We start from the raw sequence: 25,888 nt of genomic DNA on the forward strand, positions 1-25,888 counted from the left end.
GGCGCCCGAGCGATCCCGCCCGAAGCGCCGTTGCGGACGCGTGACGAAGGTCACCGCGTCTCGCGCCCCTCGCCGTCAGCCGATGAGAGACACGAGCGCGATAGCTTGATCCACGGACATTGCCTGAATCTGGGTTGTCGTGAAGGCGTTGCCCTGGGTCGTGCTGAGGGCGGCGATATCGGTCGTCGTTATGCCGGCGATCGCCGTCGTCGTGAGCGCCGGAATGCCCGTCGTGCTGGTCAGAGCCGTGAAATTGGTCGTGCTCAGCGCGGTGAGCTGCGTCTTGGTGAGGCCCGCGACCTGCGTGCTGCTCAGAGCGTCGATCTCGGTCGTGGTCAGCGAATTGATCGCGGTCGCTGAGAGCGCGCCGACCTGCCCCGCAGTCAGCGCCCCGACCTGGGTCGAAGTGAGATTGCTGACCGCGGTCGCGTCCAGCCCGCCGATCTGGCTGGTCGAGAAGTCGCCGGCGTCTATGGCGTCGAGATAGGAGGCGGTCAGTCCGCCGATCTGCGTCGCGGTGAGGCCGCGGACCTGGGTGGAGGTGAGATCGGTGACCTGGGTGGTGGAGAGATTGGAGAAGGCGGTTGTGGTGAGCTTGCCGATCTGGGTGGCGGTGAGGCCGGCGAGCTGAGTGGAGGAGAAGGCCTGCACTTCGGTGGAGGTCAGCGCGCCGAATGCTGTGGCGGAGAGCGAGCCGATCTGCGTCGAGGTGAGATTGCCGACCTGGGTCGTGGAGAGATCGCCGACCGTGGTGGAGCCGAAGGCGGCGATCTGCGAGGTCGAGAAGTCGCCGGCGTCTATGGCGTCGAGATAGGAGGCGGTCAGTCCGCCGATCTGCGTCGCGGTGAGGCCGCGGACCTGGGTGGAGGTGAGATCGGTGACCTGGGTGGTGGAGAGATTGGAGAAGGCGGTTGTGGTGAGCTTGCCGATCTGGGTGGCGGTGAGGCCGGCGAGCTGGGTGGAGGAGAAGGCCTGCACTTCGGTGGAGGTCAGCGCGCCGAATGCTGTGGCGGAGAGCGAGCCGATCTGCGTCGAGGTGAGATTGCCGACCTGGGTCGTGGAGAGGTCGCCGACGGTGGTGGAGCCGAAGGCGGCGATCTGCGAGGTCGAGAAGTCGCCGGCGTCTATGGCGTCGAGATAGGAGGCGGTCAGTCCGCCGATCTGCGTCGCGGTGAGGCCGCGGACCTGGGTGGAGGTGAGATCGGTGACCTGGGTGGTGGAGAGATTGGAGAAGGCGGTTGTGGTGAGCTTGCCGATCTGCGTGGCGGTGAGGCCGGCGAGCTGAGTGGAGGAGAAGGCCTGCACTTCGGTGGAGGTCAGCGCGCCGAATGCTGTGGCGGAGAGCGAGCCGATCTGCGTCGAGGTGAGATTGCCGACCTGGGTCGTGGAGAGATCGCCGACCGTGGTGGAGCCGAAGGCGGCGATCTGCGAGGTCGAGAAGTCGCCGGCGTCTATGGCGTCGAGATAGGAGGCGGTCAGTCCGCCGATCTGCGTCGCGGTGAGGCCGCGGACCTGGGTGGAGGTGAGATCGGTGACCTGGGTGGTGGAGAGATTGGAGAAGGCGGTTGTGGTGAGCTTGCCGATCTGCGTGGCGGTGAGGCCGGCGAGCTGAGTGGAGGAGAAGGCCTGCACTTCGGTGGAGGTCAGCGCGCCGAATGCGGTGGCGGAGAGCGAGCCGATCTGCGTCGAGGTGAGATTGCCGACCTGGGTCGTGGAGAGGTCGCCGACGGTGGTGGAGCCGAAGGCGGCGATCTGCGAGGTCGAGAAGTCGCCGGCGTCTATGGCGTCGAGATAGGAGGCGGTCAGTCCGCCGATCTGCGTCGCGGTGAGGCCGCGGACCTGGGTGGAGGTGAGATCGGTGACCTGGGTGGTGGAGAGATTGGAGAAGGCGGTTGTGGTGAGCTTGCCGATCTGGGTGGCGGTGAGGCCGGCGAGCTGGGTGGAGGAGAAGGCCTGCACTTCGGTGGAGGTCAGCGCGCCGAATGCTGTGGCGGAGAGCGAGCCGATCTGCGTCGAGGTGAGATTGCCGACCTGGGTCGTGGAGAGATCGCCGACCGTGGTGGAGCCGAAGGCGGCGATCTGCGAGGTCGAGAAGTCGCCGGCGTCTATGGCGTCGAGATAGGAGGCGGTCAGTCCGCCGATCTGCGTCGCGGTGAGGCCGCGGACCTGGGTGGAGGTGAGATCGGTGACCTGGGTGGTGGAGAGATTGGAGAAGGCGGTTGTGGTGAGCTTGCCGATCTGCGTGGCGGTGAGGCCGGCGAGCTGAGTGGAGGAGAAGGCCTGCACTTCGGTGGAGGTCAGCGCGCCGAATGCGGTGGCGGAGAGCGAGCCGATCTGCGTCGAGGTGAGATTGCCGACCTGGGTCGTGGAGAGGTCGCTGACGGTGGTGGAGCCGAAGGCGGCGATCTGCGAGGTCGAGAAGTCGCCGGCGTCTATGGCGTCGAGATAGGAGGCGGTCAGTCCGCCGATCTGCGTCGCGGTGAGGCCGCGGACCTGGGTGGAGGTGAGATCGGTGACCTGGGTGGTGGAGAGATTGGAGAAGGCGGTTGTGGTGAGCTTGCCGATCTGGGTGGCGGTGAGGCCGGCGAGCTGAGTGGAGGAGAAGGCCTGCACTTCGGTGGAGGTCAGCGCGCCGAATGCGGTGGCGGAGAGCGAGCCGATCTGCGTCGAGGTGAGATTGCCGACCTGGGTCGTGGAGAGGTCGCCGACGGTGGTGGAGCCGAAGGCGGCGATCTGCGAGGTCGAGAAGTCGCCGGCGTCTATGGCGTCGAGATAGGAGGCGGTCAGTCCGCCGATCTGCGTCGCGGTGAGGCCGCGGACCTGGGTGGAGGTGAGATCGGTGACCTGGGTGGTGGAGAGATTGGAGAAGGCGGTTGTGGTGAGCTTGCCGATCTGGGTGGCGGTGAGGCCGGCGAGCTGGGTGGAGGAGAAGGCCTGCACTTCGGTGGAGGTCAGCGCGCCGAATGCTGTGGCGGAGAGCGAGCCGATCTGCGTCGAGGTGAGATTGCCGACCTGGGTCGTGGAGAGATCGCCGACCGTGGTGGAGCCGAAGGCGGCGATCTGCGAGGTCGAGAAGTCGCCGGCGTCTATGGCGTCGAGATAGGAGGCGGTCAGTCCGCCGATCTGCGTCGCGGTGAGGCCGCGGACCTGGGTGGAGGTGAGATCGGTGACCTGGGTGGTGGAGAGATTGGAGAAGGCGGTTGTGGTGAGCTTGCCGATCTGCGTGGCGGTGAGGCCGGCGAGCTGAGTGGAGGAGAAGGCCTGCACTTCGGTGGAGGTCAGCGCGCCGAATGCGGTGGCGGAGAGCGAGCCGATCTGCGTCGAGGTGAGATTGCCGACCTGGGTCGTGGAGAGGTCGCCGACGGTGGTGGAGCCGAAGGCGGCGATCTGCGAGGTCGAGAAGTCGCCGGCGTCTATGGCGTCGAGATAGGAGGCGGTCAGTCCGCCGATCTGCGTCGCGGTGAGGCCGCGGACCTGGGTGGAGGTGAGATCGGTGACCTGGGTGGTGGAGAGATTGGAGAAGGCGGTTGTGGTGAGCTTGCCGATCTGCGTGGCGGTGAGGCCGGCGAGCTGAGTGGAGGAGAAGGCCTGCACTTCGGTGGAGGTCAGCGCGCCGAATGCGGTGGCGGAGAGCGAGCCGATCTGCGTCGAGGTGAGATTGCCGACCTGGGTCGTGGAGAGGTCGCCGACGGTGGTGGAGCCGAAGGCGGCGATCTGCGAGGTCGAGAAGTCGCCGGCGTCTATGGCGTCGAGATAGGAGGCGGTCAGTCCGCCGATCTGCGTCGCGGTGAGGCCGCGGACCTGGGTGGAGGTGAGATCGGTGACCTGGGTGGTGGAGAGATTGGAGAAGGCGGTTGTGGTGAGCTTGCCGATCTGGGTGGCGGTGAGGCCGGCGAGCTGGGTGGAGGAGAAGGCCTGCACTTCGGTGGAGGTCAGCGCGCCGAATGCTGTGGCGGAGAGCGAGCCGATCTGCGTCGAGGTGAGATTGCCGACCTGGGTCGTGGAGAGATCGCCGACGGTGGTGGAGCCGAAGGCGGCGATCTGCGAGGTCGAGAAGTCGCCGGCGTCTATGGCGTCGAGATAGGAGGCGGTCAGTCCGCCGATCTGCGTCGCGGTGAGGCCGCGGACCTGGGTGGAGGTGAGATCGGTGACCTGGGTGGTGGAGAGATTGGAGAAGGCGGTTGTGGTGAGCTTGCCGATCTGGGTGGCGGTGAGGCCGGCGAGCTGGGTGGAGGAGAAGGCCTGCACTTCGGTGGAGGTCAGCGCGCCGAATGCTGTGGCGGAGAGCGAGCCGATCTGCGTCGAGGTGAGATTGCCGACCTGGGTCGTGGAGAGGTCGCCGACGGTGGTGGAGCCGAAGGCGGCGATCTGCGAGGTCGAGAAGTCGCCGGCGTCTATGGCGTCGAGATAGGAGGCGGTCAGTCCGCCGATCTGCGTCGCGGTGAGGCCGCGGACCTGGGTGGAGGTGAGATCGGTGACCTGGGTGGTGGAGAGATTGGAGAAGGCGGTTGTGGTGAGCTTGCCGATCTGCGTGGCGGTGAGGCCGGCGAGCTGAGTGGAGGAGAAGGCCTGCACTTCGGTGGAGGTCAGCGCGCCGAATGCGGTGGCGGAGAGCGAGCCGATCTGCGTCGAGGTGAGATTGCCGACCTGGGTCGTGGAGAGGTCGCCGACGGTGGTGGAGCCGAAGGCGGCGATCTGCGAGGTCGAGAAGTCGCCGGCGTCTATGGCGTCGAGATAGGAGGCGGTCAGTCCGCCGATCTGCGTCGCGGTGAGGCCGCGGACCTGGGTGGAGGTGAGATCGGTGACCTGGGTGGTGGAGAGATTGGAGAAGGCGGTTGTGGTGAGCTTGCCGATCTGCGTGGCGGTGAGGCCGGCGAGCTGAGTGGAGGAGAAGGCCTGCACTTCGGTGGAGGTCAGCGCGCCGAATGCGGTGGCGGAGAGCGAGCCGATCTGCGTCGAGGTGAGATTGCCGACCTGGGTCGTGGAGAGGTCGCCGACGGTGGTGGAGCCGAAGGCGGCGATCTGCGAGGTCGAGAAGTCGCCGGCGTCTATGGCGTCGAGATAGGAGGCGGTCAGTCCGCCGATCTGCGTCGCGGTGAGGCCGCGGACCTGGGTGGAGGTGAGATCGGTGACCTGGGTGGTGGAGAGATTGGAGAAGGCGGTTGTGGTGAGCTTGCCGATCTGGGTGGCGGTGAGGCCGGCGAGCTGGGTGGAGGAGAAGGCCTGCACTTCGGTGGAGGTCAGCGCGCCGAATGCTGTGGCGGAGAGCGAGCCGATCTGCGTCGAGGTGAGATTGCCGACCTGGGTCGTGGAGAGATCGCCGACCGTGGTGGAGCCGAAGGCGGCGATCTGCGAGGTCGAGAAGTCGCCGGCGTCTATGGCGTCGAGATAGGAGGCGGTCAGTCCGCCGATCTGCGTCGCGGTGAGGCCGCGGACCTGGGTGGAGGTGAGATCGGTGACCTGGGTGGTGGAGAGATTGGAGAAGGCGGTTGTGGTGAGCTTGCCGATCTGCGTGGCGGTGAGGCCGGCGAGCTGAGTGGAGGAGAAGGCCTGCACTTCGGTGGAGGTCAGCGCGCCGAATGCGGTGGCGGAGAGCGAGCCGATCTGCGTCGAGGTGAGATTGCCGACCTGGGTCGTGGAGAGGTCGCTGACGGTGGTGGAGCCGAAGGCGGCGATCTGCGAGGTCGAGAAGTCGCCGGCGTCTATGGCGTCGAGATAGGAGGCGGTCAGTCCGCCGATCTGCGTCGCGGTGAGGCCGCGGACCTGGGTGGAGGTGAGATCGGTGACCTGGGTGGTGGAGACTTTGGAGAAGGCGGTTGTGGTGAGCTTGCCGATCTGGGTGGCGGTGAGGCCGGCGAGCTGAGTGGAGGAGAAGGCCTGCACTTCGGTGGAGGTCAGCGCGCCGAATGCGGTGGCGGAGAGCGAGCCGATCTGCGTCGAGGTGAGATTGCCGACCTGGGTCGTGGAGAGGTCGCCGACGGTGGTGGAGCCGAAGGCGGCGATCTGCGAGGTCGAGAAGTCGCCGGCGTCTATGGCGTCGAGATAGGAGGCGGTCAGTCCGCCGATCTGCGTCGCGGTGAGGCCGCGGACCTGGGTGGAGGTGAGATCGGTGACCTGGGTGGTGGAGAGATTGGAGAAGGCGGTTGTGGTGAGCTTGCCGATCTGGGTGGCGGTGAGGCCGGCGAGCTGGGTGGAGGAGAAGGCCTGCACTTCGGTGGAGGTCAGCGCGCCGAATGCTGTGGCGGAGAGCGAGCCGATCTGCGTCGAGGTGAGATTGCCGACCTGGGTCGTGGAGAGATCGCCGACCGTGGTGGAGCCGAAGGCGGCGATCTGCGAGGTCGAGAAGTCGCCGGCGTCTATGGCGTCGAGATAGGAGGCGGTCAGTCCGCCGATCTGCGTCGCGGTGAGGCCGCGGACCTGGGTGGAGGTGAGATCGGTGACCTGGGTGGTGGAGAGATTGGAGAAGGCGGTTGTGGTGAGCTTGCCGATCTGCGTGGCGGTGAGGCCGGCGAGCTGAGTGGAGGAGAAGGCCTGCACTTCGGTGGAGGTCAGCGCGCCGAATGCGGTGGCGGAGAGCGAGCCGATCTGCGTCGAGGTGAGATTGCCGACCTGGGTCGTGGAGAGGTCGCCGACGGTGGTGGAGCCGAAGGCGGCGATCTGCGAGGTCGAGAAGTCGCCGGCGTCTATGGCGTCGAGATAGGAGGCGGTCAGTCCGCCGATCTGCGTCGCGGTGAGGCCGCGGACCTGGGTGGAGGTGAGATCGGTGACCTGGGTGGTGGAGAGATTGGAGAAGGCGGTTGTGGTGAGCTTGCCGATCTGGGTGGCGGTGAGGCCGGCGAGCTGAGTGGAGGAGAAGGCCTGCACTTCGGTGGAGGTCAGCGCGCCGAATGCGGTGGCGGAGAGCGAGCCGATCTGCGTCGAGGTGAGATTGCCGACCTGGGTCGTGGAGAGATCGCCGACCGTGGTGGAGCCGAAGGCGGCGATCTGGCTGGTCGAGAAGTCGCCGGCGTCTATGGCGTCGAGATAGGAGGCGGTCAGTCCGCCGATCTGCGTCGCGGTGAGGCCGCGGACCTGGGTGGAGGTGAGATCGGTGACCTGGGTGGTGGAGAGATTGGAGAAGGCGGTTGTGGTGAGCTTGCCGATCTGCGTGGCGGTGAGGCCGGCGAGCTGGGTGGTGCTCCAGGCCTGGACCTCGGTCGACGAGAGGCCTGCGAAAGCGGTAGCCGACAGAGCGCCGATTTGCGCGGAGGTGAGGCCTTCCGCCTGAGTGGTCGAGAGATTGCCGGCGGCGGCGCCGTCGAGGCCGGCGATCTGGGAGGTGGTCAGATTGGCGAGATTGACGGCGATGAGATCGTCGGTGCTCAGCGCATTGAGCTGCGATGTGGTGAGGCCGCGCACCTGCGTCTGGCTCAGCGAGGAAATTTGCGTCGTCGACAGATTGCTGATCGCCGTGGTGGTGAGCTTGCCGATCTGCGTGGAGGTGAGCGCGCCGATCTGCGTGGCGTCCCATCCTTGCAACTCGGTCGAGGTGAGCGCGCCGATCTGCGAGGAGGTGAACGCCGCGACCTGAGTGGCGGTGAATTCGTCGGCCTGGGTGGTGGTCAGATTGCCGATCTGCGCGAGCGAGAGGCCGGCGATGGCGTTGGCCGAGAGCGCGGCGATCTGCGTCTGCGCCAGATATTGGAGATCAGTCGAATTGAGGACGTTGAGCTGCGTCGATTTGAGCGCGGCCGCCTGCGTGGTGCTCAGCGCGGCGATGTCCGTCGTCGACAGATTGGATATGATCGTGGTTGTGAGCCCGGCAACCTGAGTGGCGGTGAGAGATGTGAAGATCGAGGTCATCGGGCGCTCCGCTTCCAATGAAGCTGTTTACGAAGAAACGAAAAGTGGGCCGGCGTACGGTTCTCGGCCCGAGCGCGGCGTCTCGGTCCGTGTCGGGCGTGAGCGGGAGACGCAGCGATGACGCGCGAGCGATCGCTCCGGCGCGAAGTGGCCGGCGGTTGTGTCTTCGTCACATGGGTTTTGGGAACACCGTCGCGCCAGGCCATGCCCTCCGGTGGAGACCTGTGAGCCGGATGGGCTCAAGGTTCCTATGCCGGGCCGGCGGCGGACAGATCATCTGTCCTGTTCGGCGCGAATACGAGACCATCCATCATCGGAGGCTTCGCGGTTCGGATAGTGGCACCCAGGTCTTAACAAACATCTAAGTGAAAGAGCTAACAAAAACTTAGCACCGAGGCTCGAGAGACGGCGGCGAGAGCGACGAAGCCGCGCAGGCGCTTGGAACACGCAGCGCCTACAGGCGGTCACGCGCTCGCGCCGAGCTCTCTCTCGTCGAGAGCGACGGATTTCACCAGCGCGAAAATTTCTGCGCCCGTGGTCAGATTCATCTCGGCGACGGAGAGCCGTGTCGCCGCCGACACGAGTCGGCCGCCGCCTTTCAACTCGATCTGCACGAAGGCGAGCGGGCTCGCATCCTCGTCTATGCCGACGATGCGCCCTTCGAGCACGGTGCGGATGCTGATGTCCTGCGGCCTGCGCCGTGCCAGCGCGACATCGGTGGCGTTGATGAGCGCGCGCACGCGCCGGTCGCCATTCGTGATATGGGCGGCGATGACGATCTCGCCCGCCGGATGCTCGAGCCGCGTCACGCCATAGCGCGGATCGAAGGCGCCGACCTGCGCCTCCAGCGCGCTGACGAGCGCGAAGCGGCCGCCTTCGACGAGCCGGCTCGCCGCGGCCAGCGTCTCCGAGGGCAGGCCCTGCGCGACGATGCGGCCGCGGTCGAGCGAGATCACCTCGTCGGCGAGGCGCAATATTTCGTCGGCCGCGTGCGAGACGAGCAGGATCGGAATGGAGAATTCATCGCGCAGCCGCTCGATCAGCGTCATGATCTCCTGGCGGCGGTCATAGTCGAGCGAGGCCATGGGCTCGTCCATCACCAAAAGGCGCGGCGAGCACAGCAGCGCGCGGGCGAGGCCGACGCGCTGGCGCTCGCCGCCCGATAGCGCTCCGGCGCGGCGGCGCAGCAGATGCGCGACGCCGAGCGTCTCGACGACGGCGTCGAAAGGCACGCGGCGCTCCGCCTTCGGCGTGAAGAAGCGGCCGAACACTATGTTCGTTTTCACGTCGAGATGCGGAAACAGCAGCGCGTCCTGGAACACGAGGCCGATTCGCCGCTTCTCCGGCGGCACGAACAGACGTTGCGCCGTATCGACGAGAAGCGCGCCATTCACCACGATATGGCCTTCGTCCGGCGCGACGAGGCCGGCGACGAGATGGGCGAGCGTCGTCTTGCCGGAGCCGGAGGGCCCATGCAGCGCGAGGATGCGCGCCTTCGACGCGAAGGCGGCGACGAGGGTGAAATCGCCGCGCCGCAATTTTATGTCGACGCCGATCATTTGCCGGCTCTCGTCGCGTCGGCGCGCTTTTGCAATATTTCCGATACGACCAGCGCGGTCACGGCGATCACCGCCGATACGGCCGCCAACCGCAGCGCGTCGGCGTCGCCGTCCGGCGTCTGGGTGAGGCTGTAGATGGCGGAGGGAATCGTCTGCGTCTCGCCGGGGATGTTGGAGACGAAGGTGATCGTCGCGCCGAACTCGCCGAGCGCCTTGGCGAAACCGAGAATCGCTCCGACGATGAGACCGGGCGCGGCCAGAGGCAGCGTCACCAGGAAAAAGGTCCAGAGCGGATTGGCGCCCAGCGAGCGGGAGGCCAGAGCGAGGCGCTCGTCTATGCTCTCGAAGGAGAGGCGAATGGGGCGAATCATCAGCGGAAAGCTCATCACCGCGGCGGCCAGCGCCGCGCCGGTCCAGCGGAAGGCGAAGACGACGCCGAAATATTCCGCGAGGAAGGAGCCGAATGGCGTCTTGCGGCCGAGCAGCAGCAGCAGCGCGAAGCCGGTGACGACCGGCGGCATGACCAGCGGCAGATGAATGAGGGCGTTCAGCGCCGCATGGCCGGGAAAGCGCCAGCGCGCCAGCGCATAGGCGACGAAGACGGCGATCGGCAGCGAAACGACGGTCGCCGTCCCCGCCACTTTCAGGCTGAGGGCGATCGCCGTCAGCTCCTGCGGGGAGAATTCGAGCGAAGGCGCAAGATCCGAGAGTATCATTCCCTTGGGCTTACGCCTTCGCTCGCGTTACGTCGAGCGCTTATATAGCGGCGTTGATCCAGCGCAGCAATTCGCCCTTGGGCGCGGCGCCCACCTTCTGCGAGGCGGCCTTGCCGTCCTTGAAGATGATGAGCGTCGGAATGGAGCGAATGCCCAGCATGCCGGCGACATTGGGGTTCTCGTCGACGTTGAGCTTGACAATCTTGAGCTTGTCCTTGAGCTCGGTGGCGATTTCCTCGAGCGCCGGGGCGATCGTGCGGCAGGGGCCGCACCATTCGGCCCAGAAATCCACGACGACCGGCTGGTCGGATTTCAGAACCTCGGCTTCGAAGCTCGCATCGGAGACTTTGACAGTCACGGCAGACATGGCTTTCCTTTCGAATTGAAACATTTTTCGAAAGAGTAGGAACCGCGCGGCGCCGCGTCAAGCCGAGGCCGACCCAGCCTGCCGGCAGGCGGACCCAGCCTGCCGGCAGGCGGACCGTTGACAGGGGCGGCGCCGAACTGGTCTATGCGGCTGCGCCGCCGCATTCGATCCAAGGAGGTTCGGCCTGTCGCTCGCTCAACTGCCGCTCGTCGCCTATGTCGCGCCCTTCGAGCGGGCCTGGCACCATAGGGAGCTCATTCGCGCCGTGGTGCGACGGGAGCTCACCTCCAGATTCCGCGGCTCCGTCCTCGGGCCGCTATGGGCGGTGCTTGCCCCGCTGATCATGCTGCTGACCTATACCGTCTTGTTTTCCATGACGGTTCCGCAATTGTCGGCGGGCATGAGCACGACCGATTACGCCTCCGGCGTCTTCATCGGGCTCATCGTCTTCAATTTGTTCAGCGAGCTCGCCTATCGCGCTCCGGGCCTGCTGCACGAGCATGTGACCTTCGTGAAGAAGTCGATCTTCCCCAGCGAGACGATCGCCTGGGTGGCGACGATTCGCGCTTTCGTCTATGGCGGCATCAGCCTCGGCGTCTATATCGTCCTGCGCCTGCTGACGGCTGGCGAATTGCCGCTGACGATACTCTTCACGCCGCTGCTGATCCTGCCTTTCGCCGCGTTCATGCTGGGCGTCGTCTGGTTTTTGATGGCGCTCGGCGCCTTCACCCGCGATGTGGCGCATATCATGGTGTCGATCGTGCCGGTGCTGATGTTCGCGACGCCGATCTTCTATCGTCTGGATCAGATGCCGCCGCATATTTCGATCTGGCTGCGGCTCAATCTCGTCGGCGACTATATAGAGATGCTGCGCGGGGCGGCGCTCGACGGGGTGCTGCCAAATCCTATCGCCTATGTCGCGCTGGTGGCCATTTCCTACGGGATATTCTTGTTCGGCTACCAATTCTTCATGCGCTACAAATCGGTCATCGTCGATGTCATCTGAACCCATCATCCGCTGCGACGGCGTCGGCAAGGCGTTCCAGCTCTATCTGCACCGCAACGACCAGTTGAAGCAGGTGCTGTTCGGCCTGTGGAAGAAATTCTACCAGGAGCATTGGGTGCTCCATAATGTCGGCTTCGAGGTCGCCAAGGGCGAGAAGGTCGGCATCATCGGTCGCAATGGCGCGGGCAAGACGACGCTGCTGCAAATTCTCTGCGGCATCACGCGGCCGACGCGCGGCGCCTTCGAGGTGAAGGGCCGCATCGCGCCGATTCTCGCGCTGGGCTCCGGATTCGACGGGCTGCTGACCGGGCGCGAGAACGCCATGATCGGCGGCGCCATCCTCGGCCTCAAGCGCAAGGAGGTGGAGAAGCGCCTGCCGGCCATCGCCGCTTTCGCCGATATCGGCCCCTTCTTCGATCAGCCCATGCGGCTCTACTCCAGCGGCATGGTGGCGCGTGTCGCCTTCGCCATTTGCGCCAACGCGGACGCCGATATTCTCATCGTCGACGAGGCGCTGTCGGTCGGCGATGAGGTCTTCCAGGCCAAATGCGAGGCCTTCATCGCCGATTTCGCCAAGACCGGGACCATATTGATGGTCTCGCATGATCTCGGATTCCTCTCCAATCTCTGCGATCGGGTGATTTGGATCGACGAGGGCGCGGTGCGCGAGACCGGCGCGCCGGAGGTGGTCATCCCCCATTATCGCAAAGTCGTGCTCGCGGCCGCCTGATTTGCGCCGAGGGTGGGAGGAGTGCGAGCCTGAAGGCTCGCTCCCGAGCCCGCTCTATTCAGGCTGCGAGGCTCTGCGGCTCTGTGGCGAGCGCGTCATAGCCCGATAGTCGGCGCATCGGGCTCGTGCTCATATTGCGGCGGAAAATCAGCAGAATCGACACGCCGACTTCGAGAGCCGCCACCGCCGCGAGCAGAAAGGCGAAGCGCGCATCGGCGCGCAGCAGCGATTCGAGCGCCACCAGAAAGAAAATATGCGCTGCCGGAATGGCGATGATGACCAAGGAGCTCATGCCGCCGCGCCGTCCGGTGACGCTGCCGAAGGTCAGCACTAGCGCCATCGCCAATAGCGTGTGGGCGATGGCGAGCGACGGCACGCCGAATCGCTTGGCCGCCTCTGCCATCCACTCGCCGGCCTGGCGCCGGTCCAGCCGGGCGATCTGCCAATTGGCGATGAACTCCGGCAAGGTCAGCTCATAGACTCCGCGCCAATTGCGCGGCGGCAGCGCCTCGCTGCCCTGCATGGGCAGCGCCATGGCGTATTCGTCGAAATTGGCGATGCGAACTTCATCCGTGTCGAAGGGCTTGGTCTGAATGCTGCCGTTGGACAGCGCCACGACGACGCCCGAGGGCTGGCGGCGGAATTCGGCGCGCGCCGCGGTGATCGTCTCCTCCTGGCGCTTCTCGATGGAAATCTGCCGCACGAAGAGATTGACGGCGATGTCCGGCGTCTCCCAGCGTTGCAGATAGAGCGTCTTCACGCCATTGTCGAAAGTGTAGAAATGCGCCGCGTCGAGCATGCGGTGGTTGAGCGAATTGCGCACCACATTGATGACGTCCTGCAAGCCGCTGGCGTAATAGGGCGCGACGAGATTGGCGAGCCCATAGCCGAGGACGACGAGCGCGCCGGCGCAGACGATCGCCGGCCGGCACACCGACCACACCGACAGTCGCAGCGCATAGAGAACCGCGATCATGCCCTCATTGGACATGCGCGCGAATTCGAGCGCCGTGGCGACGCCGATCGCCATGGGCAGAGTGATGAAGCCGACGGTCGGCATGGTGCCGATCAGCGCCGGGGCCAGCAGGCCGGCGCGAATCGCGGCCGGCGTCAGCGTGTAGAGCAGATAGGAGAGCACGACCGGCACGATGAGCGCGAGCTGGACGACGAGCGTGCTGAACAGGATTCGCCGAGCGAGATAGAGGAAGAGAAGGCGAGGCATGAGTCCTGTTCCGCGCGTCGAGAGCCGCCTTCCCGAGAGGAAGGCCGCCGCCGCACGCTAGTCTCATAGCGGAATTCGGCCTATTTGCGAAATTTCGCCCAGGCGGCTTTGGAAAACTCCTTCCAGGCGGCGTCGAAGACGCCCGTCGAAGGCAGGGCCGTCGCTCCCGCCCAATGGGCGAAATAGATTTCCCTGCCGTCCGGATCGAGCGGCTTGCCGTCGGAAAAAGTGATTCCGGGCGCCTTGTAGAAGCTCTCATGCGAGGCGCGCTCGACGCAATGCGGCAAAAGCGTGATCGCCAGCCCGCGCCTATGGGTCACGAAATTGACCAGCGGCTGAGCGAAGAGCTGCCCGCGCTTGCGTACTTCGTGGAAGATTTTCGCGTCGTCGCGAATCGTCTCGATGAAGTGCTCGAGCTTCAGATATTTGCTCGATGTGACCCAGAAGCCGTCATTGAACAGCAGCGCGTCGCGCAGGAAAGGGTAGTCCGCCTTCTTCTCGTTATAGACATATTCGAAGCTCGGCGAAGCGACGATGAACTCGGTCTTCTGGGCCTCGAGCCGCCCGAAGAGCGGCGAGAAGTCGCGGAACAGCACGACGTCCACATCGACATAGACGACCTCGTCGAGCGGCAGAGCGAGCGCCTGCAGCTTGCGCAGGCGGCGGCGATTGCCGTTGAAGGGGCCCGGATAGAGCTCCGCGGCGAGTCTGTCGATCGCCTCGGGAACCTCCTCGATGAAATGCGCGCCATAGATTTCCGCCGCGCGCCGCGTCTGCGCGACATTCTCGTCATAGGGGACGAGATAGAGCGGCAGATGGGCGTTCGTCTGGGCGTAGCTCTCGAGGAAGGGGAGCAGCCAGTCGATGATCTTGTCATTGCCGACGATGGCGACGCCATAGCGCTTGCCTGGAACCGCTCCGCTCTGGTCGGGGGCGGCGCGTAGCGGGGAAAAATCTGGATTTGCGGGTCGAAGGCTCATATACCCCGTCTACTTGGAAACGCCGCCGCAGGGCAAGCGGCCGGGCGGACAGGGGCTTTGCCCGGAAGACCGAACGCAACGGGAGACGCCGATAGAGTCCCTTGTTTCCAATGATGTTTCAGCCGATGAGCGGCCGCTCGCCGGAAAAACGGTCGCAGTGGTCCATGCGGCCTGGCATTCCTGCGGCAGCTATCAGGTCAATGTCGGCCAGCTCGAGGCCTATCGCGCGCTCGGCGCGCGGACGATCTCGGTCGCGCTGATGGACGCGCCGGCTTCGCCCCCGCCCGAGGGCGCGCGCTGGCGGGCCTATCTCGCCGCCTCCGCCGATCTGCCGGCGGATCGGCGCTATTTCTGCGGTCCGAGCCGATGGGCCGCGCTCGCGCCGTCCTTTCTCGCTCACGCCTGGTGGCGGTTGATCCATGGCGATCAGGCGACTTGGCTCGTCGAGCTCGCCAAGATCGCCGCCCTGCCGCCGGGCCTCGCAGACGAACATATCGATCTCGTCCACGCCAATCATTACTTCACCCTTCCATTCGTTGCTCGATTGCTTCGGGAACGAAACGTTCCGGTCATGGTCGAGACGCAGGACATACAGGCGCGTCAGTATATTCTGCGAAACCAGGGCGGGTTCTTCGTGCCTCCCTATGCGACCTATGACGACATGCTGTCGATCGAGCTCGAGTGGATGCGCGCCGCGGACCTCTGCATACATCTCAACGAGGAGGAGCGGGCCGAATTCGCCCGGCTGCTGCCGCAGGCGCGGCACCGCCTCGTCTATCCCGCCATCGCGCCCGTTCCCTGTGGGCCGGGCGGCGAGCGCATCGTCATCGTCGCCAGCGACAATTACGCGAATTTCGTCAGTCTGCGCTGGTTCCTGCGTGAGGTCGCGCCGTTCGCGCCGGGAGTCGAGATGGAGATCTACGGCAATATCGACGCCGGCGTGAGAAGCCGCGACAAGGCGCTCTTCGACGCCAATCGGCGCCTCTTCAAGGGCCGCGTCGACGATATCGGCGCCGTCTATGCGCAGGCCGCCTGCGTGCTGCTGCCGACGATCGAGGGGCACGGGCTCTCGGTCAAGGCCGTGGAGGCGATGGCGAGCGGCGCGCCGCTCATCGCGACGCGCCGGGCGTTTCGCGGCATGGCCATCGATCCCGAGCGGCTGAGCAATGTGACTCTGGCCGACGAGGCCGGCGCTTTCGCCGCCGCCTTGCGCGCCGCGGGCCAACGCCGCAAAAGCGGCGCGCGCTCCCAATCGGACACGCGCCGTCTCTATGACGAGATGTTCAGCTCCGCCGCCTATGCGCGCGCCTTGCGCGAGGCGGCCGCGCCGCTGCTCACACAACGAACGCTGCTCACGCAATGAATGGTCCCGCCGCTCTTCCGCTCGCTGGCCGGCATGTCGCCATCGTCCATCCGGCCTGGCATTCCTGCGGCACTTATCGCGTCGTGCTGGGACAGGTCGCCGCCTATCGCGCGCTCGGCGCCCGCGTCGCGCCTGTCGCCATATGCGATATGCCGGGATACACGCCGGATCGCGCCTGGCGCTGGCGCTCCTTTGTCGAGGCGACGCCGGAACTCTCGCAGGGCGAGCGCTGGTTCGGCGGCGCGTCCTTTCACGCTTTCGCGGCGCCGCGGTTTCTGCGCGATGTGCTCTGGCCCTATCTCCACGGCGATCAGGCGGTCATTCGCGCCGGCGTCGCCGAGCGCGCGGAGCTGGCGCCGGGCCTCACCGATCGCCGCTTCGATCTCGTCCATTGCAATCATTTCTTCCTGATGTCGGTGGCGAAGCGCCTCGCGCGCGGCGCGCCGATCCTGCTCGACAGCCATGATCTGCAAGCGCGCCAATTCGCGCTGATGAACGAGCGCACGCCATGGCTGCCGCCGCGCGTGACCTATGATCGAATGCTCGCCCGCGAGCTCGAATTAATGCGCGGCGCCGATCTGCTGCTGCATCTCAATGCGCAGGAATATGACGATTTCCGCGCGCTGCTGCCGGAGAAGGAGCATGCGCTGCTCTATCCCAGCGCGCCCGAGGCGCCGCTCGGTCCCGGCGGCGGCGATATTCTGCTCGTCGCGAGCAACAACAGCGCCAATGTCGACAGTGTGTGCTGGTTCCTGCGCGAGGTTCTCGCGGACGCTTCGATTGCGAATCTGCGCATCGTCGGCAATGTCGACGCCGGCGTGAAGGCGCGCGATCCCGCGCTCTACGCCGCCCATCGCGCCGCCTTCGTCGGCCGCGTCGACGATCCTGGCGCGGCCTATGCGACGGCGCGCCTCGTGCTGCTGCCGACGATCAGCGGACACGGCCTCTCGATCAAGACTGTCGAGGCGCTGGCGAGCGGTCTGCCGCTCATCACGACGAGTCATGCTTTTCGCGGCATGCGCGTCGATCCGGCGCGCTTTTCCGATGTGATCGTCGCCGATAGCGCCGCGGATTTCGCGCATGCATTGAAGGCCGCCGCGGCCGACGCGCGCGTTCCGAGCGAAGCGCAGCGCGCGGCGAGCGACATGCGGCGCTTCTATGACGCGCATTTCTCGCTCGACGCCTATCGCGCCAATATCGCCGATCTCGCGCCGCCGCTCATCGGCGCCGCGATGCGCGCCTGAAGGCGCGCATTCAACTCATCAAACATAGTCCAGCATTCGCGCGAGATCGAAGCTCGAGCGCTTTCCCAGATCGTCGCCATTGCGATCGAGGAATTCCTGCGCGCGGCGCCGTCCTTCCTCGCGCAGCATGAGCAGGAAATCCCATTCTGCGATGAGCTTGGAGGAGGCGGACAGCTCCGCCGCCATATCCGTCGCAATGGCGTGAATGCGCATGGCGGCCCAGCGCGCGCCTTCGCTATGGCCGGGATCGGCGACTTGGCGCAGCAGCGCGATCATGCGCAATTCCTTCAGCAGCGGCGAGTTGAAGGAAATCTCGTTCAGCCGGTTCAATATGTCGATCGCGCTGCGCGGCGTCTCCTTGCGCTCGATTGGATTGATCTGCACCAATATCGTATCTTGCGACGCGCATTCGCGCACCAGTGGCGTGATCGTCGGATTGCCGGCGTAGCCGCCGTCCCAATAGGCTTCGCCGTCGATCTCGATCGCCTGGAACATGGTCGGCAGACATGCCGAGGCGAGCAGCGCCTCCGCCGAGAGATCGGCGTTGCGGAAGACGCGCGCCCGGCCGGTGCGGACATTGGTCGCGGTCACGAACAGCTTGATGGGCGATTTGGCCAGGCGCTCGAAATCGATGGTCTCGCGCAGTATGTCGCGCAGCGGATTGGCCCCGGCGGGATTGAGATCATATGGCGAGACGAGCCGCGAGGCCATGTCCATGGCGAGAAAGGCAGGCGAATTGTCCAGCGTCCAGCGGCCGAGCGCCATGTCCAGAGGGGGGCGCTGCAGCGGGCTGAAGCGGGCCGCGCTGGCGACGCGCCGCCAGAAGCTCTCCATCGCCGCCCGGGCGCCTTCGGCGCCGTCCAGCGAGAAGCCGTGGATGAGCGCCGCGGCGTTCATCGCGCCGGCCGAGGTGCCGGAGACCCCGTCTATGCGCAGCCAGGGCTCCTCGATCAGCCGATCGAGAACGCCCCAGGTGAAGGCGCCATGCGCGCCGCCGCCCTGCAAAGCCAGATCGACGAGAATTTCGTCGCGCATCGCGCCTGTCCCGCCCCCATCTTACGTCAGGGAAATAGGGGAGCCCGGGCAAAAGCGTAGCGTATTTTTCCCCTTCCGCGTGTGCGGGCTTGACCCGCGCCGCCGAGGCGCCATTCTCCTGTCATGATCCGCATGGGCCATCCAATCTCCCCGCAGCCGGGCGCGAGCTTCGCCAATCTCGGCGATCGGCCGCGCGAAATCTTTCGCCAGATCGTGGACACTTATCTGTCGAGCGGCGATCCGGTCGGCTCGCGCCAGCTGTCGCGGCTGCTGCCCATGGCGCTGTCGCCCGCCTCCGTGCGCAATGTGATGCAGGATTTGGAGGAGCTCGGCCTCGTCTATGCGCCGCACACCAGCGCCGGCCGCTTGCCGACCGAGCTCGGCCTGCGCTTTTTCGTCGACTCGCTCTTGCAGATCGGCGACGTCGCCGAGGACGAGCGCGCGCAGATCGAGGCGCAGGTCGAGGCCGCCTCCAAGGACCATGACCTCGAGGGCGTGCTGGCCGAGGCGACGAGCATGCTCTCCGGCCTCACCCGCGGCGCCGCCGTCGTCGTGACCAGCAAGGACAATGCGCGGCTGAAGCAGATCGAATTCGTGCGTCTCGAGCCGGAGCGCGCGCTCGCCATTCTCGTCGGCGAGGATGGCTCGGTCGAAAATCGCGTGCTGCAGGTGCCGCGCGATCTTCCGGCCTCCTCGCTGATCGAGGCGGCCAATTATCTCAACGCCCGCATTCGCGGCCTCACGCTCGGTCAGGTTCGATCGGAGATAGAGGACGCGCGCAAGGCGGCGCAGACCGAGCTCGACGAATTGACGGCGAGGCTCGTCGACGCCGGGCTCGCGAGCTGGGGCGGGGCGGCGACGGATCATCGCCAGCTCATCGTGCGCGGCCAAGCCAATCTGCTCGAGGATCTGACCGCAATGGCCGATCTCGACCGCATCCGCCTGCTGTTCTCCGATCTCGAGACCAAGACCGAGGTCATCGATCTTCTGGAGCGCGCCGAGACGGGGGAGGGCGTGCGTATTTTCATCGGCTCGGAAAACCGCCTGTTCTCGCTCTCCGGCTCCTCGATGATCGCCGCGCCATTGCGCGACGGCAATAAGCGTATCGTCGGCGCGCTCGGCATCATCGGCCCGACGCGGCTCAATTACGCGCGCATCGTGCCGATGGTGGATTATACGGCGAAAGTAGTGGCGCGGGTGGTCGGGGGGTAGGTGAGCGGCGTCCGTTTCGGATCGGAGATTTTCATGCCCCAGTCCCGCGGCGCATTCGACGCGGCGGCGCATTTCGATGAGGCTTCGGCGACGCGATACGATCGCAGAATTCGATCGTTCTGCCCGAGCTACGACGCGCTGCACTACATCATGGCCGCTTGGTTCGAGCATCTGCCGGAGCGAGCCGAATTTTTGTCTGCTGGCGCGGGAACGGGCGCGGAAATTCTCGCCCTCGGGCGCCGTTTCCCCTTTTGGCGCTTCACCGCGGTCGATGTCTCGCGCGATATGTCGAACGCTTGCCGCGATCGCGTCGTCGCGGCCGGAATGGCGGATCGGACGGCCTGCTTCCATGGACGACTGCAGGAGTTTCGACCGGCGACGCCATTCGACGCGGCCTCGTCCATATTCGTCTCTCACTTCATTGCGGGGTGGAACGAGAAGCTCGCCTATTTTCGCGCCGTCTCGTCCCTTCTGAAACCCGGAGGGACGTTCGTTCTCGCCGATCTTTTCGGCGATAGAGCGTCGCGCGAATTCGGCTCTCTGCTGGAAGCCTGGCTCGTATCCTATGCGTCTCAGGGCGTCGAGACGCGGGAGCTGGAGAAGGACCGCGCTCATATCGACGATGACATCGCTTTCGCTTCCGAGAGTGAATTGCTGGATTTGCTGAATGAAGCGGGATTCGACGCGCCCATCCGCTTCTATCAGACCTTCCTCTTCGGCTGCTGGGCGATGACGAAACGACATTGAAAGCAAAATGTCGACGCGAGGCGACACACAAAGAAAAACGGCGCCCCGAGAGGCGCCGTTTCCATTTTCGGCAGATGAGCGACGTCGCTCAGTGGTTGTAGGCGCGCTCGCCGTGATCGGCGATGTCGAGGCCTTCGCGCTCCTGGTCCGGGGCGACGCGCAGGCCGATGACCACATCGACGATCTTGTAGAGGATCGCCGAGCCGATGCCCGACCACAGGATCGTCGCGCCGACGGCGGTCGCCTGCGAGATCATCTGCTGGGTCATGTCGTATTTGCCGGCGAAATTCTCGCCGATATTGGTGTAGTCGGTGATGCCGACGCCGCCGAAGTCCGGGCTCACCAGAATGCCGGTGGCCAGAGCGCCGGTGATTCCGCCTATGGCATGCACGCCGAACACGTCGAGCGAGTCGTCATAGCCGAAGAAGTTCTTCACCTTGGAGACGAAGAACAGGCTGATCGGCGAGACGATCAAGCCCAGAACGATGGAGCCGATCGGCCCGGCGAAGCCGGAAGCCGGCGTCACCGCGACGAGGCCGGCGACGGCGCCGGAGATGAGGCCGAGCAGCGAGGGCTTGCCCTTGACCGCCCATTCCGTCAGCAGCCAGGAGAGCGCCGCCGCGGCGGTCGCCACCATCGTGTTGACGAAGGCGAGCGCCGTCGTGCCATTGGCCTCGAGGTTGGAGCCGGCGTTGAAGCCGAACCAGCCGACCCACAGCAGCGAAGCGCCGACCATGGACAGAGTCAGCGAGTGCGGTGGCAGCGCCTCTTTGCCGTAGCCGATGCGCTTGCCGATGATCAGCGCGCCGACGAAGCCGGCGATGCCCGCGTTGATGTGGACGACGGTGCCGCCCGCGAAGTCCAGAGCGCCGACGCCCTTCATCCAGGGCGCGAGGCCGCCGGCGATCCAGCCGACAGAGCCGAGCAGCGTGTCGATCTCGCCTTGAGCGGCGGTCTTGGCTTCATCCGTGGTCGCAGCGGCGAGCTTGGTCGCCGCGTCGACGAGGGCGTTGGGATCGGCGACGCCCCACACCCAATGCGCGACCGGGAAGTAGATGATCGTCACCCACAGCAGCACGAAGACGAAGGCCGCCCCGAATTTGATGCGCTCGGCGAAGGCGCCGATGATGAGCGCCGGCGTGATCATGGCGAAGGTCATCTGGAACACGAAATAAGCGTATTCCGGAATGACATGGCCGGGCGTGAAGGTCGGCGCGTTGGAGGAGGCGTCAACGCCCTTCAGGAACAGCTTGTTGAAGCCGCCGATATAGGCGTTGAGCGAGCCGCCGTCGCCGAAGGCCAGCGAATAGCCGTAGAGCGTCCAGACGACGCCGACGAGCGACACGATGGCGAAGGTCTGTGTGAGCACGGACAGAGCGTTCTTCGAGCGCACCAGGCCGCCGTAGAAGAGCGCGAGACCAGGGATCGACATCAGCAGCACGAGCGCGGAGGAGACCAGCACCCAGGCGGTGTCGCCGGGATTGGGCGTCGGCGCATTGCCGGCGGCGAGGGCGGGGTCGGCGAGGCCCACGGCGATCGCCGCGCCGACGAGGATCGAAGCCGCAGACAGGCTCCGAGGCAGACGAAGTCTCATTGGGAACTCCTGGTGATTTTTCGTGAGTGGGTCAGAGCGCGTCGGCGTCGCGCTCGCCGGTGCGGATGCGGATCGTCTGCTCGAGAGGAAGAACGAAAATCTTGCCGTCGCCGATCTGCCCGGTGTGGGCGGCGGTGGTGATCGCTTCGATGGCCTTGGCGACGAGCTCCGACGTCACGGCGACCTCGATTTTCAGCTTCGGCAGGAAGCTGACGGCGTATTCCGCGCCGCGGTAGATCTCGGTGTGGCCCTTCTGACGCCCGTATCCCTTGACTTCCGTCACGGTGAGACCGTGGACGCCGATGTTCGTCAGCGCGTCACGGACCTCATCGAGCTTGAAGGGCTTGATGATCGCTGTCACGATTTTCATCTGCCTATCCTGTTGTTCTGGACCTTCATGGCTGTGACGGCTCGCCCTGCGAGACGGCGCCCAATGTGGCGAGGGCCATGATGAGCACCGTTGTGCTCAGGCCGCGAGCTTTCAAATGCCGTGCCAGCCACCGCGCGGTTTCGCGGGGCGACACGAAACAGAAAAGAACTGCAAATCAAATCAATTCCGTGGCGAAGAGCCGCAGGAGGCGGGCAGTGCGCAGGACAAGGGTTTTCCGCCCGGCGCCGTCGCAGGGGCTCAGCAGGCGGACGCGAGAGAAGGCGCCTGGAAAAAGGCGGCAGGCGCCTATTAAATAATCAGCGGTCTGCTCGAGTTTCGATTGAGAGATCGCGGATCAGTCCCTCCTGCGCCACCGAGGCGATGAGACGTCCATCCTTGGAGAAGATCATTCCGCGCGTGAGCGTCCGCGCGCCGGCGGCGGTGGGGCTGTCCTGGGCGTAGAGCATCCATTCGTCGATGCGGAACGGCCGATGGAGCCACAAGGCGTGGTCGAGGCTCGCGACCTGCAAGCGATCGTCGAAGATCGAGCGTCCATGCGCGATGAGCGCAGTGTTCAGCAGCGTCATATCCGAGAGATAGGCGAGCACGGATTGGTGCGTCGCCAGATCGTCGCCGATGCGGTCGACCAGTCGAAACCAGATGAACTGCTTCGCGTCCGCCTTCGCAGTGTTCGAAAAATAGGCGTGTGGATCGACGACGCGTATATCCACCGCCGGAGATCCGGCGATGCATTCGGTGGCGCCCGGCGGCAGGAATTCGGCGAAGCGCTCGGCCAGCGCATTCTTCGTCGGCAGGCTCTCGGGAGGGGGGGCCTGCGGCGCCGGGAACGCATGCTCGAGGCCGGGCTCGTCGATCTGGAACGACGCCTCCATGGAGAAAATCGTCCGCCCGCGCTGGCGGGCCACGCAGCGCCGGGTCGTGAAGCTCCTGCCGTCGCGCAGACGTTCGACCGCAAAATCGATCGGCGCGTGCGGATCGCCGGGCAGGATGAAATAGGCGTGCAGCGAATGGGCCGGCCGCTCGGGCGGGACCGTCCGCTGCGCGGCGACCAGCGCCTGTCCCACGACCTGCCCGCCATAGACGCGCGGGCTGCGGGACCGGCTGTAGCCGCGGAAGACGTCCTCGCCGAGGGGCTCGAGGTCGAGCAGCGCGAGCAGCTCATGCGTGGGGTGGGGGGCGTCCATGCGGATCAGTCGACCGGCCGCGCCTCCTCCGGCAGCATGATGGGAATGCCGTCGCGGATCGGATAGGCGAGCCGCGCGGAGCGGGAGATCAGCTCCTGCCGCTCGGCGTCATATTCCAGCGTCGATTTGGTGAGCGGGCAGACCAAAATCTCCAAAAGGCGCGGATCGACCTTCGTCGCTTTGGATGCGGAAGCGTCCTCGCCTTCGCTCGCGGGCTTCTCGGATTTGTCGCTCATCGTGGCGCCTTTCTGCAAGTCAGAAGCGGTATATGCCGCAGCGGCGGAAATAATCTCTAATGAAATTGCGGCGGATCGTCGCTGTTCTGCGCCAGATCGAGCTCGGCCAGCGCGACGAGAATCTCGGCGCGCGAGCGCAGGTCGACCGCCTCGAGCAGCGCTTGCTTCTCATTGGCGCCGAAGGGGCTCATCATCGCGAGCGCATTCACCAGCGCCTCGTTGGGGGCGGCGTCTATGCTGGTCCAATCGACGTCGAGCTGCGAGCCGTCGGCGAATTCGCGCAGCATGCGGATCATCCCCGTGCGATCGACGTCGGCCTCGCCGGCGCCGGGCTCGAGATCGATCAGGAAATCGTCATAGCTGACCCGGCAGGTCCGATAGGCCAGCGTCGCCGGCAGCTCTTCCTCTATGCGGAAGCGCGCGATCCCGGTGAGGGAAATGAGATAGCGGCCGTCGCCGGTCTCGGAGAATCGCGTGATGCGTCCGGCGCAGCCGATACGGTGCAGGATCGGGGTCTGCTCGCGCTCGTCCTGACCCGGCAGAGGCTGGATCATGCCGATGACGCGCTGCGAGGCGATGGCGTCGTCGACCATCGCCAGATAGCGCGGCTCGAATATGTTGAGCGGCAGCTCGCCGCGCGGCAGCAGCAGCGCGCGGGTCAGCGGAAACACCGGAACGACGTCCGGCAATGCGTTCGCATCTTTATAGGGTTGATTGACGCTCATGTCGGTCAGCGGCGATCGCCGCCACTCCTCGAGAAACTCGCTCGGATCAGGAGAACAGCAGCGACGACAGGCGCCGCCGCGCGCCTATGGTCGCTTGGTCGAGCGGCCCCCAGGCGTCGAAGAACTGGATGAGTTGCTTCCGCGCCCCGTCGTCGCTCCAACTACGGTCCTTTCGGATGATGTCAAGGAGCGCGGTGGCGGCCTCGTCGCGCTTGCCCTTGGCGTTGAGCGCGAGGGCGAGATCGAAGCGCGCCTGCAGATCGTCCGGATCGAAGCCGACGCGCTTTTGGAGCTCGTCGATCTCGCCGAGATCGGAGGCGGCGAGCGCATTCTCGAGCGACGCCGCCGCTGCGGCGACGAGCGGGTCCGCGCGCGTTGGGGCGGGCAGGCCGTCGAGCAGTGCCTGCGCGTCTGCGAGACGGTCTTGCTCCACATAGAGGCGGGTGAGTTCGGCCGCCGCTTTGGCGAAGGGCGGGGTCTCTCCGACGAGCTCGAGCAGGATCGCCTCGGCGGCCTCCAGCTGGCCCTCGCCGATCAGCGCCTCGGCGGTGAGAAAAGCGTCGGTTCCCTCGTCCTCGAGCGGGCCGGCGAGCCGCTCGATAAAGCCGCGCAGCTGCTTCTCCGGCAGCGCGCCGACGAAGCCGTCAGCCGGCCGGCCGCGCTGGAAGGCGACCACGGCGGGAATGGATTTCACGCCGAGCTGGCCGGCGATCTCCGGATGCTCGTCGATATTCATCTTGACGAGCTTCACCCGTCCGTCGGCGGCTTTCACCGCCCGCTCCAGGGCAGGCGCGAGCTGCTTGCAGGGCTCGCACCAGGGCGCCCAGAAATCGACGAGCACGGGCTGGCGCAGCGACGCCTCCAGAACGTCGGCGCGAAATGTCGCCGTCGTCGTCTCGGTCGCCCGGGTGTCGTCTTGCGCCGTCAGTTCCGCCGCCATCGCACCGTCTCCCGCACGCTCTCCCGCTGGGCGTCACTCGCCCGCCAGCCGTCGCTCGCGTCCTCAACGCCTCACGAAAGTCAGATAGACCGGTTTGCGTCCGGCCGCCATCGCTTTCGCCTCGTATTTCGTCTGCGTCCAACCCTCCCAGGGCGTGAGCCAGTCCGCCGACGTCGCCGCGGTCCATGCAAAATCCGTGGCGTCCCGGACGCGCGCCAGCGCCCAGCCGGCATAATCGTCGATGTCTGTCGCAAAACGCAATTGCGCGCCCGGCGTCATCACCCGCGCGAGCGCGTCCAATGTCTCCTTCGCGACGAAACGCCGCTTGCGGTGGCGGCGCTTGGGCCATGGGTCCGGGTAGAAGAGGAAGGTCCGGCCGAGGCTCGCTCGCGGCAGCCAGCCGATGACCTCGGCCGCGTCGCCCTGATGGAGGCGGATATTGGCGAGGCCCAGCGCGTCGATTCTGGCGAGGAGCTTGGCCATTCCATTCACGAAGGGCTCGCAGCCGATGAAGCCGACATCGGGGCGCGCCGCCGCGGCCGCGACGAGATGCTCGCCGCCGCCGAAGCCGATCTCGAGAAAAACGTGCTGGACGGGGGCCGAAAATAGGCTCGCCGCCGAAGGGCAGGGCGCCGAGAGGTCCAGCGTCAGCTTCGGCAAGAGATCCTGAAGCAGACGCGCCTGGCCGGCGCGCAGGGCCTTGCCCTTGCTGCGCCCGTAGAGGCGGCGCGCCACAAGGGGCGCGCCGCTGTCGGTCTCATTCATGGCGCCGTCGTCTTCGCCGATTGCGCTCAT

General features: G+C 65.8%; 20 protein-coding genes. 6 read left to right on the top strand and 14 right to left on the bottom strand.

What is annotated here, in order from left to right; translation table 11 throughout:
• Window positions 1–75: 75 nt before the first annotated feature.
• The 4 genes from IY145_RS16015 to trxA form a co-directional block, all read right to left on the bottom strand.
• On the bottom strand, window positions 76–7,842 hold the full coding sequence (locus IY145_RS16015; RefSeq protein ID WP_196409120.1) for an ice nucleation protein: 7,767 nt from the start codon (window positions 7,840–7,842) through the stop codon (window positions 76–78).
• A 464-nt stretch (window positions 7,843–8,306) separates the two neighbouring features.
• Window positions 8,307–9,401, bottom strand: a complete 1,095-nt coding sequence (gene modC / locus IY145_RS16020; RefSeq protein WP_196409121.1) for a molybdenum ABC transporter ATP-binding protein — start codon at window positions 9,399–9,401, stop codon at window positions 8,307–8,309.
• Window positions 9,398–10,117 (bottom strand): molybdate ABC transporter permease subunit, encoded by a 720-nt coding sequence (gene modB / locus IY145_RS16025; RefSeq protein WP_196409122.1) that lies wholly within the window; start codon window positions 10,115–10,117, stop codon window positions 9,398–9,400. The genes modC and modB overlap by 4 nt, the downstream gene beginning before the upstream one ends.
• Before the next feature lie 40 nt (window positions 10,118–10,157).
• Entirely contained in the window at window positions 10,158–10,484 is a 327-nt protein-coding gene (gene trxA, locus IY145_RS16030) for a thioredoxin (RefSeq protein WP_196409123.1), read from the bottom strand.
• Window positions 10,485–10,749: 265 nt separating this feature from the next.
• Between trxA and IY145_RS16035 the strand changes: the two genes are divergently transcribed.
• On the top strand, window positions 10,750–11,490 hold the full coding sequence (locus tag IY145_RS16035; RefSeq protein ID WP_312030600.1) for an ABC transporter permease: 741 nt from the start codon (window positions 10,750–10,752) through the stop codon (window positions 11,488–11,490).
• Window positions 11,480–12,220, top strand: coding sequence for an ABC transporter ATP-binding protein (locus IY145_RS16040; RefSeq protein ID WP_196409124.1), 741 nt, complete (start codon window positions 11,480–11,482; stop codon window positions 12,218–12,220). Before IY145_RS16035 ends, IY145_RS16040 begins: the two co-directional genes overlap by 11 nt.
• A 58-nt stretch (window positions 12,221–12,278) precedes the next feature.
• Here the strand turns inward: IY145_RS16040 and IY145_RS16045 are convergent, their stop codons facing one another.
• A complete protein-coding gene (locus tag IY145_RS16045; RefSeq protein WP_196409125.1) occupies window positions 12,279–13,442 on the bottom strand; it encodes an LptF/LptG family permease in 1,164 nt (387 codons plus the stop codon).
• Between the two features lie 80 nt (window positions 13,443–13,522).
• Window positions 13,523–14,422 (bottom strand): hypothetical protein, encoded by a 900-nt coding sequence (locus IY145_RS16050; RefSeq protein WP_196409126.1) that lies wholly within the window; start codon window positions 14,420–14,422, stop codon window positions 13,523–13,525.
• Window positions 14,423–14,579: 157 nt separating this feature from the next.
• On the opposite strand from IY145_RS16050, the gene IY145_RS16055 reads away from it, so the two are divergent.
• Together IY145_RS16055 and IY145_RS16060 are read left to right on the top strand one after the other, a co-directional pair.
• Complete coding sequence (locus IY145_RS16055) at window positions 14,580–15,785, top strand: glycosyltransferase (RefSeq protein WP_196409127.1); 1,206 nt, start codon at window positions 14,580–14,582, stop codon at window positions 15,783–15,785.
• Entirely contained in the window at window positions 15,782–17,029 is a 1,248-nt protein-coding gene (locus IY145_RS16060) for a glycosyltransferase (protein WP_196409128.1), read from the top strand. Before IY145_RS16055 ends, IY145_RS16060 begins: the two co-directional genes overlap by 4 nt.
• Window positions 17,030–17,047: 18 nt before the next feature.
• On the opposite strand, the gene IY145_RS16065 is transcribed toward IY145_RS16060, so the two are convergent.
• Entirely contained in the window at window positions 17,048–18,064 is a 1,017-nt protein-coding gene (locus tag IY145_RS16065) for a patatin-like phospholipase family protein (RefSeq protein ID WP_196409129.1), read from the bottom strand.
• Between the two features lie 123 nt (window positions 18,065–18,187).
• Between IY145_RS16065 and hrcA the strand changes: the two genes are divergently transcribed.
• Both hrcA and IY145_RS16075 read left to right on the top strand, forming a co-directional pair.
• Window positions 18,188–19,276 carry a heat-inducible transcriptional repressor HrcA gene (hrcA, locus tag IY145_RS16070; protein WP_196409130.1) on the top strand — a complete coding sequence of 363 codons (1,089 nt, stop codon included), beginning with the start codon at window positions 18,188–18,190 and terminating at the stop codon, window positions 19,274–19,276.
• Window positions 19,277–19,309: 33 nt separating this feature from the next.
• Complete coding sequence (locus IY145_RS16075) at window positions 19,310–20,023, top strand: class I SAM-dependent methyltransferase (protein ID WP_196409131.1); 714 nt, start codon at window positions 19,310–19,312, stop codon at window positions 20,021–20,023.
• Between the two features lie 88 nt (window positions 20,024–20,111).
• Here the strand turns inward: IY145_RS16075 and IY145_RS16080 are convergent, their stop codons facing one another.
• The 7 genes from IY145_RS16080 to trmB all read right to left on the bottom strand — a co-directional run bounded on the left by IY145_RS16080 (window position 20,112) and on the right by trmB (window position 25,858).
• A complete protein-coding gene (locus IY145_RS16080; RefSeq protein WP_196409132.1) occupies window positions 20,112–21,617 on the bottom strand; it encodes an ammonium transporter in 1,506 nt (501 codons plus the stop codon).
• Between the two features lie 31 nt (window positions 21,618–21,648).
• On the bottom strand, window positions 21,649–21,987 hold the full coding sequence (locus IY145_RS16085; RefSeq protein ID WP_003610684.1) for a P-II family nitrogen regulator: 339 nt from the start codon (window positions 21,985–21,987) through the stop codon (window positions 21,649–21,651).
• A gap of 317 nt (window positions 21,988–22,304) precedes the next feature.
• A complete protein-coding gene (locus IY145_RS16090; protein WP_196409133.1) occupies window positions 22,305–23,192 on the bottom strand; it encodes an acyl-CoA thioesterase II in 888 nt (295 codons plus the stop codon).
• Window positions 23,193–23,197: 5 nt separating this feature from the next.
• Complete coding sequence (locus IY145_RS16095) at window positions 23,198–23,428, bottom strand: Trm112 family protein (protein ID WP_196409134.1); 231 nt, start codon at window positions 23,426–23,428, stop codon at window positions 23,198–23,200.
• 56 nt (window positions 23,429–23,484) lie between these two features.
• Entirely contained in the window at window positions 23,485–24,153 is a 669-nt protein-coding gene (locus tag IY145_RS16100) for an LON peptidase substrate-binding domain-containing protein (RefSeq protein WP_196409135.1), read from the bottom strand.
• Between the two features lie 46 nt (window positions 24,154–24,199).
• On the bottom strand, window positions 24,200–25,093 hold the full coding sequence (locus IY145_RS16105) for a co-chaperone YbbN (protein ID WP_196409136.1): 894 nt from the start codon (window positions 25,091–25,093) through the stop codon (window positions 24,200–24,202).
• A 63-nt stretch (window positions 25,094–25,156) separates the two neighbouring features.
• Window positions 25,157–25,858, bottom strand: a complete 702-nt coding sequence (gene trmB, locus IY145_RS16110; RefSeq protein WP_196409137.1) for a tRNA (guanosine(46)-N7)-methyltransferase TrmB — start codon at window positions 25,856–25,858, stop codon at window positions 25,157–25,159.
• Between the last annotated feature and the right edge of the window lie 30 nt (window positions 25,859–25,888).

The organism is Methylosinus sp. H3A (assembly GCF_015709455.1).
Taxonomy (GTDB): domain Bacteria; phylum Pseudomonadota; class Alphaproteobacteria; order Rhizobiales; family Beijerinckiaceae; genus Methylosinus.

Excerpts from the sequence above, each read along its gene's own strand:
- IY145_RS16015 (WP_196409120.1), bottom strand. The coding sequence starts at position 7,842 with ATGACCTCGATCTTCACATCTCTCACCGCCACTCAGGTTGCCGGGCTC.
- modC (WP_196409121.1), bottom strand. The coding sequence starts at position 9,401 with ATGATCGGCGTCGACATAAAATTGCGGCGCGGCGATTTCACCCTCGTC.
- modB (WP_196409122.1), bottom strand. The coding sequence starts at position 10,117 with ATGATACTCTCGGATCTTGCGCCTTCGCTCGAATTCTCCCCGCAGGAG.
- trxA (WP_196409123.1), bottom strand. The coding sequence starts at position 10,484 with ATGTCTGCCGTGACTGTCAAAGTCTCCGATGCGAGCTTCGAAGCCGAG.
- IY145_RS16040 (WP_196409124.1), top strand. The coding sequence starts at position 11,480 with ATGTCATCTGAACCCATCATCCGCTGCGACGGCGTCGGCAAGGCGTTC.
- IY145_RS16045 (WP_196409125.1), bottom strand. The coding sequence starts at position 13,442 with ATGCCTCGCCTTCTCTTCCTCTATCTCGCTCGGCGAATCCTGTTCAGC.
- IY145_RS16050 (WP_196409126.1), bottom strand. The coding sequence starts at position 14,422 with ATGAGCCTTCGACCCGCAAATCCAGATTTTTCCCCGCTACGCGCCGCC.
- IY145_RS16060 (WP_196409128.1), top strand. The coding sequence starts at position 15,782 with ATGAATGGTCCCGCCGCTCTTCCGCTCGCTGGCCGGCATGTCGCCATC.
- IY145_RS16065 (WP_196409129.1), bottom strand. The coding sequence starts at position 18,064 with ATGCGCGACGAAATTCTCGTCGATCTGGCTTTGCAGGGCGGCGGCGCG.
- hrcA (WP_196409130.1), top strand. The coding sequence starts at position 18,188 with ATGATCCGCATGGGCCATCCAATCTCCCCGCAGCCGGGCGCGAGCTTC.
- IY145_RS16075 (WP_196409131.1), top strand. The coding sequence starts at position 19,310 with ATGCCCCAGTCCCGCGGCGCATTCGACGCGGCGGCGCATTTCGATGAG.
- IY145_RS16080 (WP_196409132.1), bottom strand. The coding sequence starts at position 21,617 with ATGAGACTTCGTCTGCCTCGGAGCCTGTCTGCGGCTTCGATCCTCGTC.
- IY145_RS16085 (WP_003610684.1), bottom strand. The coding sequence starts at position 21,987 with ATGAAAATCGTGACAGCGATCATCAAGCCCTTCAAGCTCGATGAGGTC.
- IY145_RS16090 (WP_196409133.1), bottom strand. The coding sequence starts at position 23,192 with ATGGACGCCCCCCACCCCACGCATGAGCTGCTCGCGCTGCTCGACCTC.
- IY145_RS16095 (WP_196409134.1), bottom strand. The coding sequence starts at position 23,428 with ATGAGCGACAAATCCGAGAAGCCCGCGAGCGAAGGCGAGGACGCTTCC.
- IY145_RS16100 (WP_196409135.1), bottom strand. The coding sequence starts at position 24,153 with ATGAGCGTCAATCAACCCTATAAAGATGCGAACGCATTGCCGGACGTC.
- IY145_RS16105 (WP_196409136.1), bottom strand. The coding sequence starts at position 25,093 with ATGGCGGCGGAACTGACGGCGCAAGACGACACCCGGGCGACCGAGACG.
- trmB (WP_196409137.1), bottom strand. The coding sequence starts at position 25,858 with ATGAATGAGACCGACAGCGGCGCGCCCCTTGTGGCGCGCCGCCTCTAC.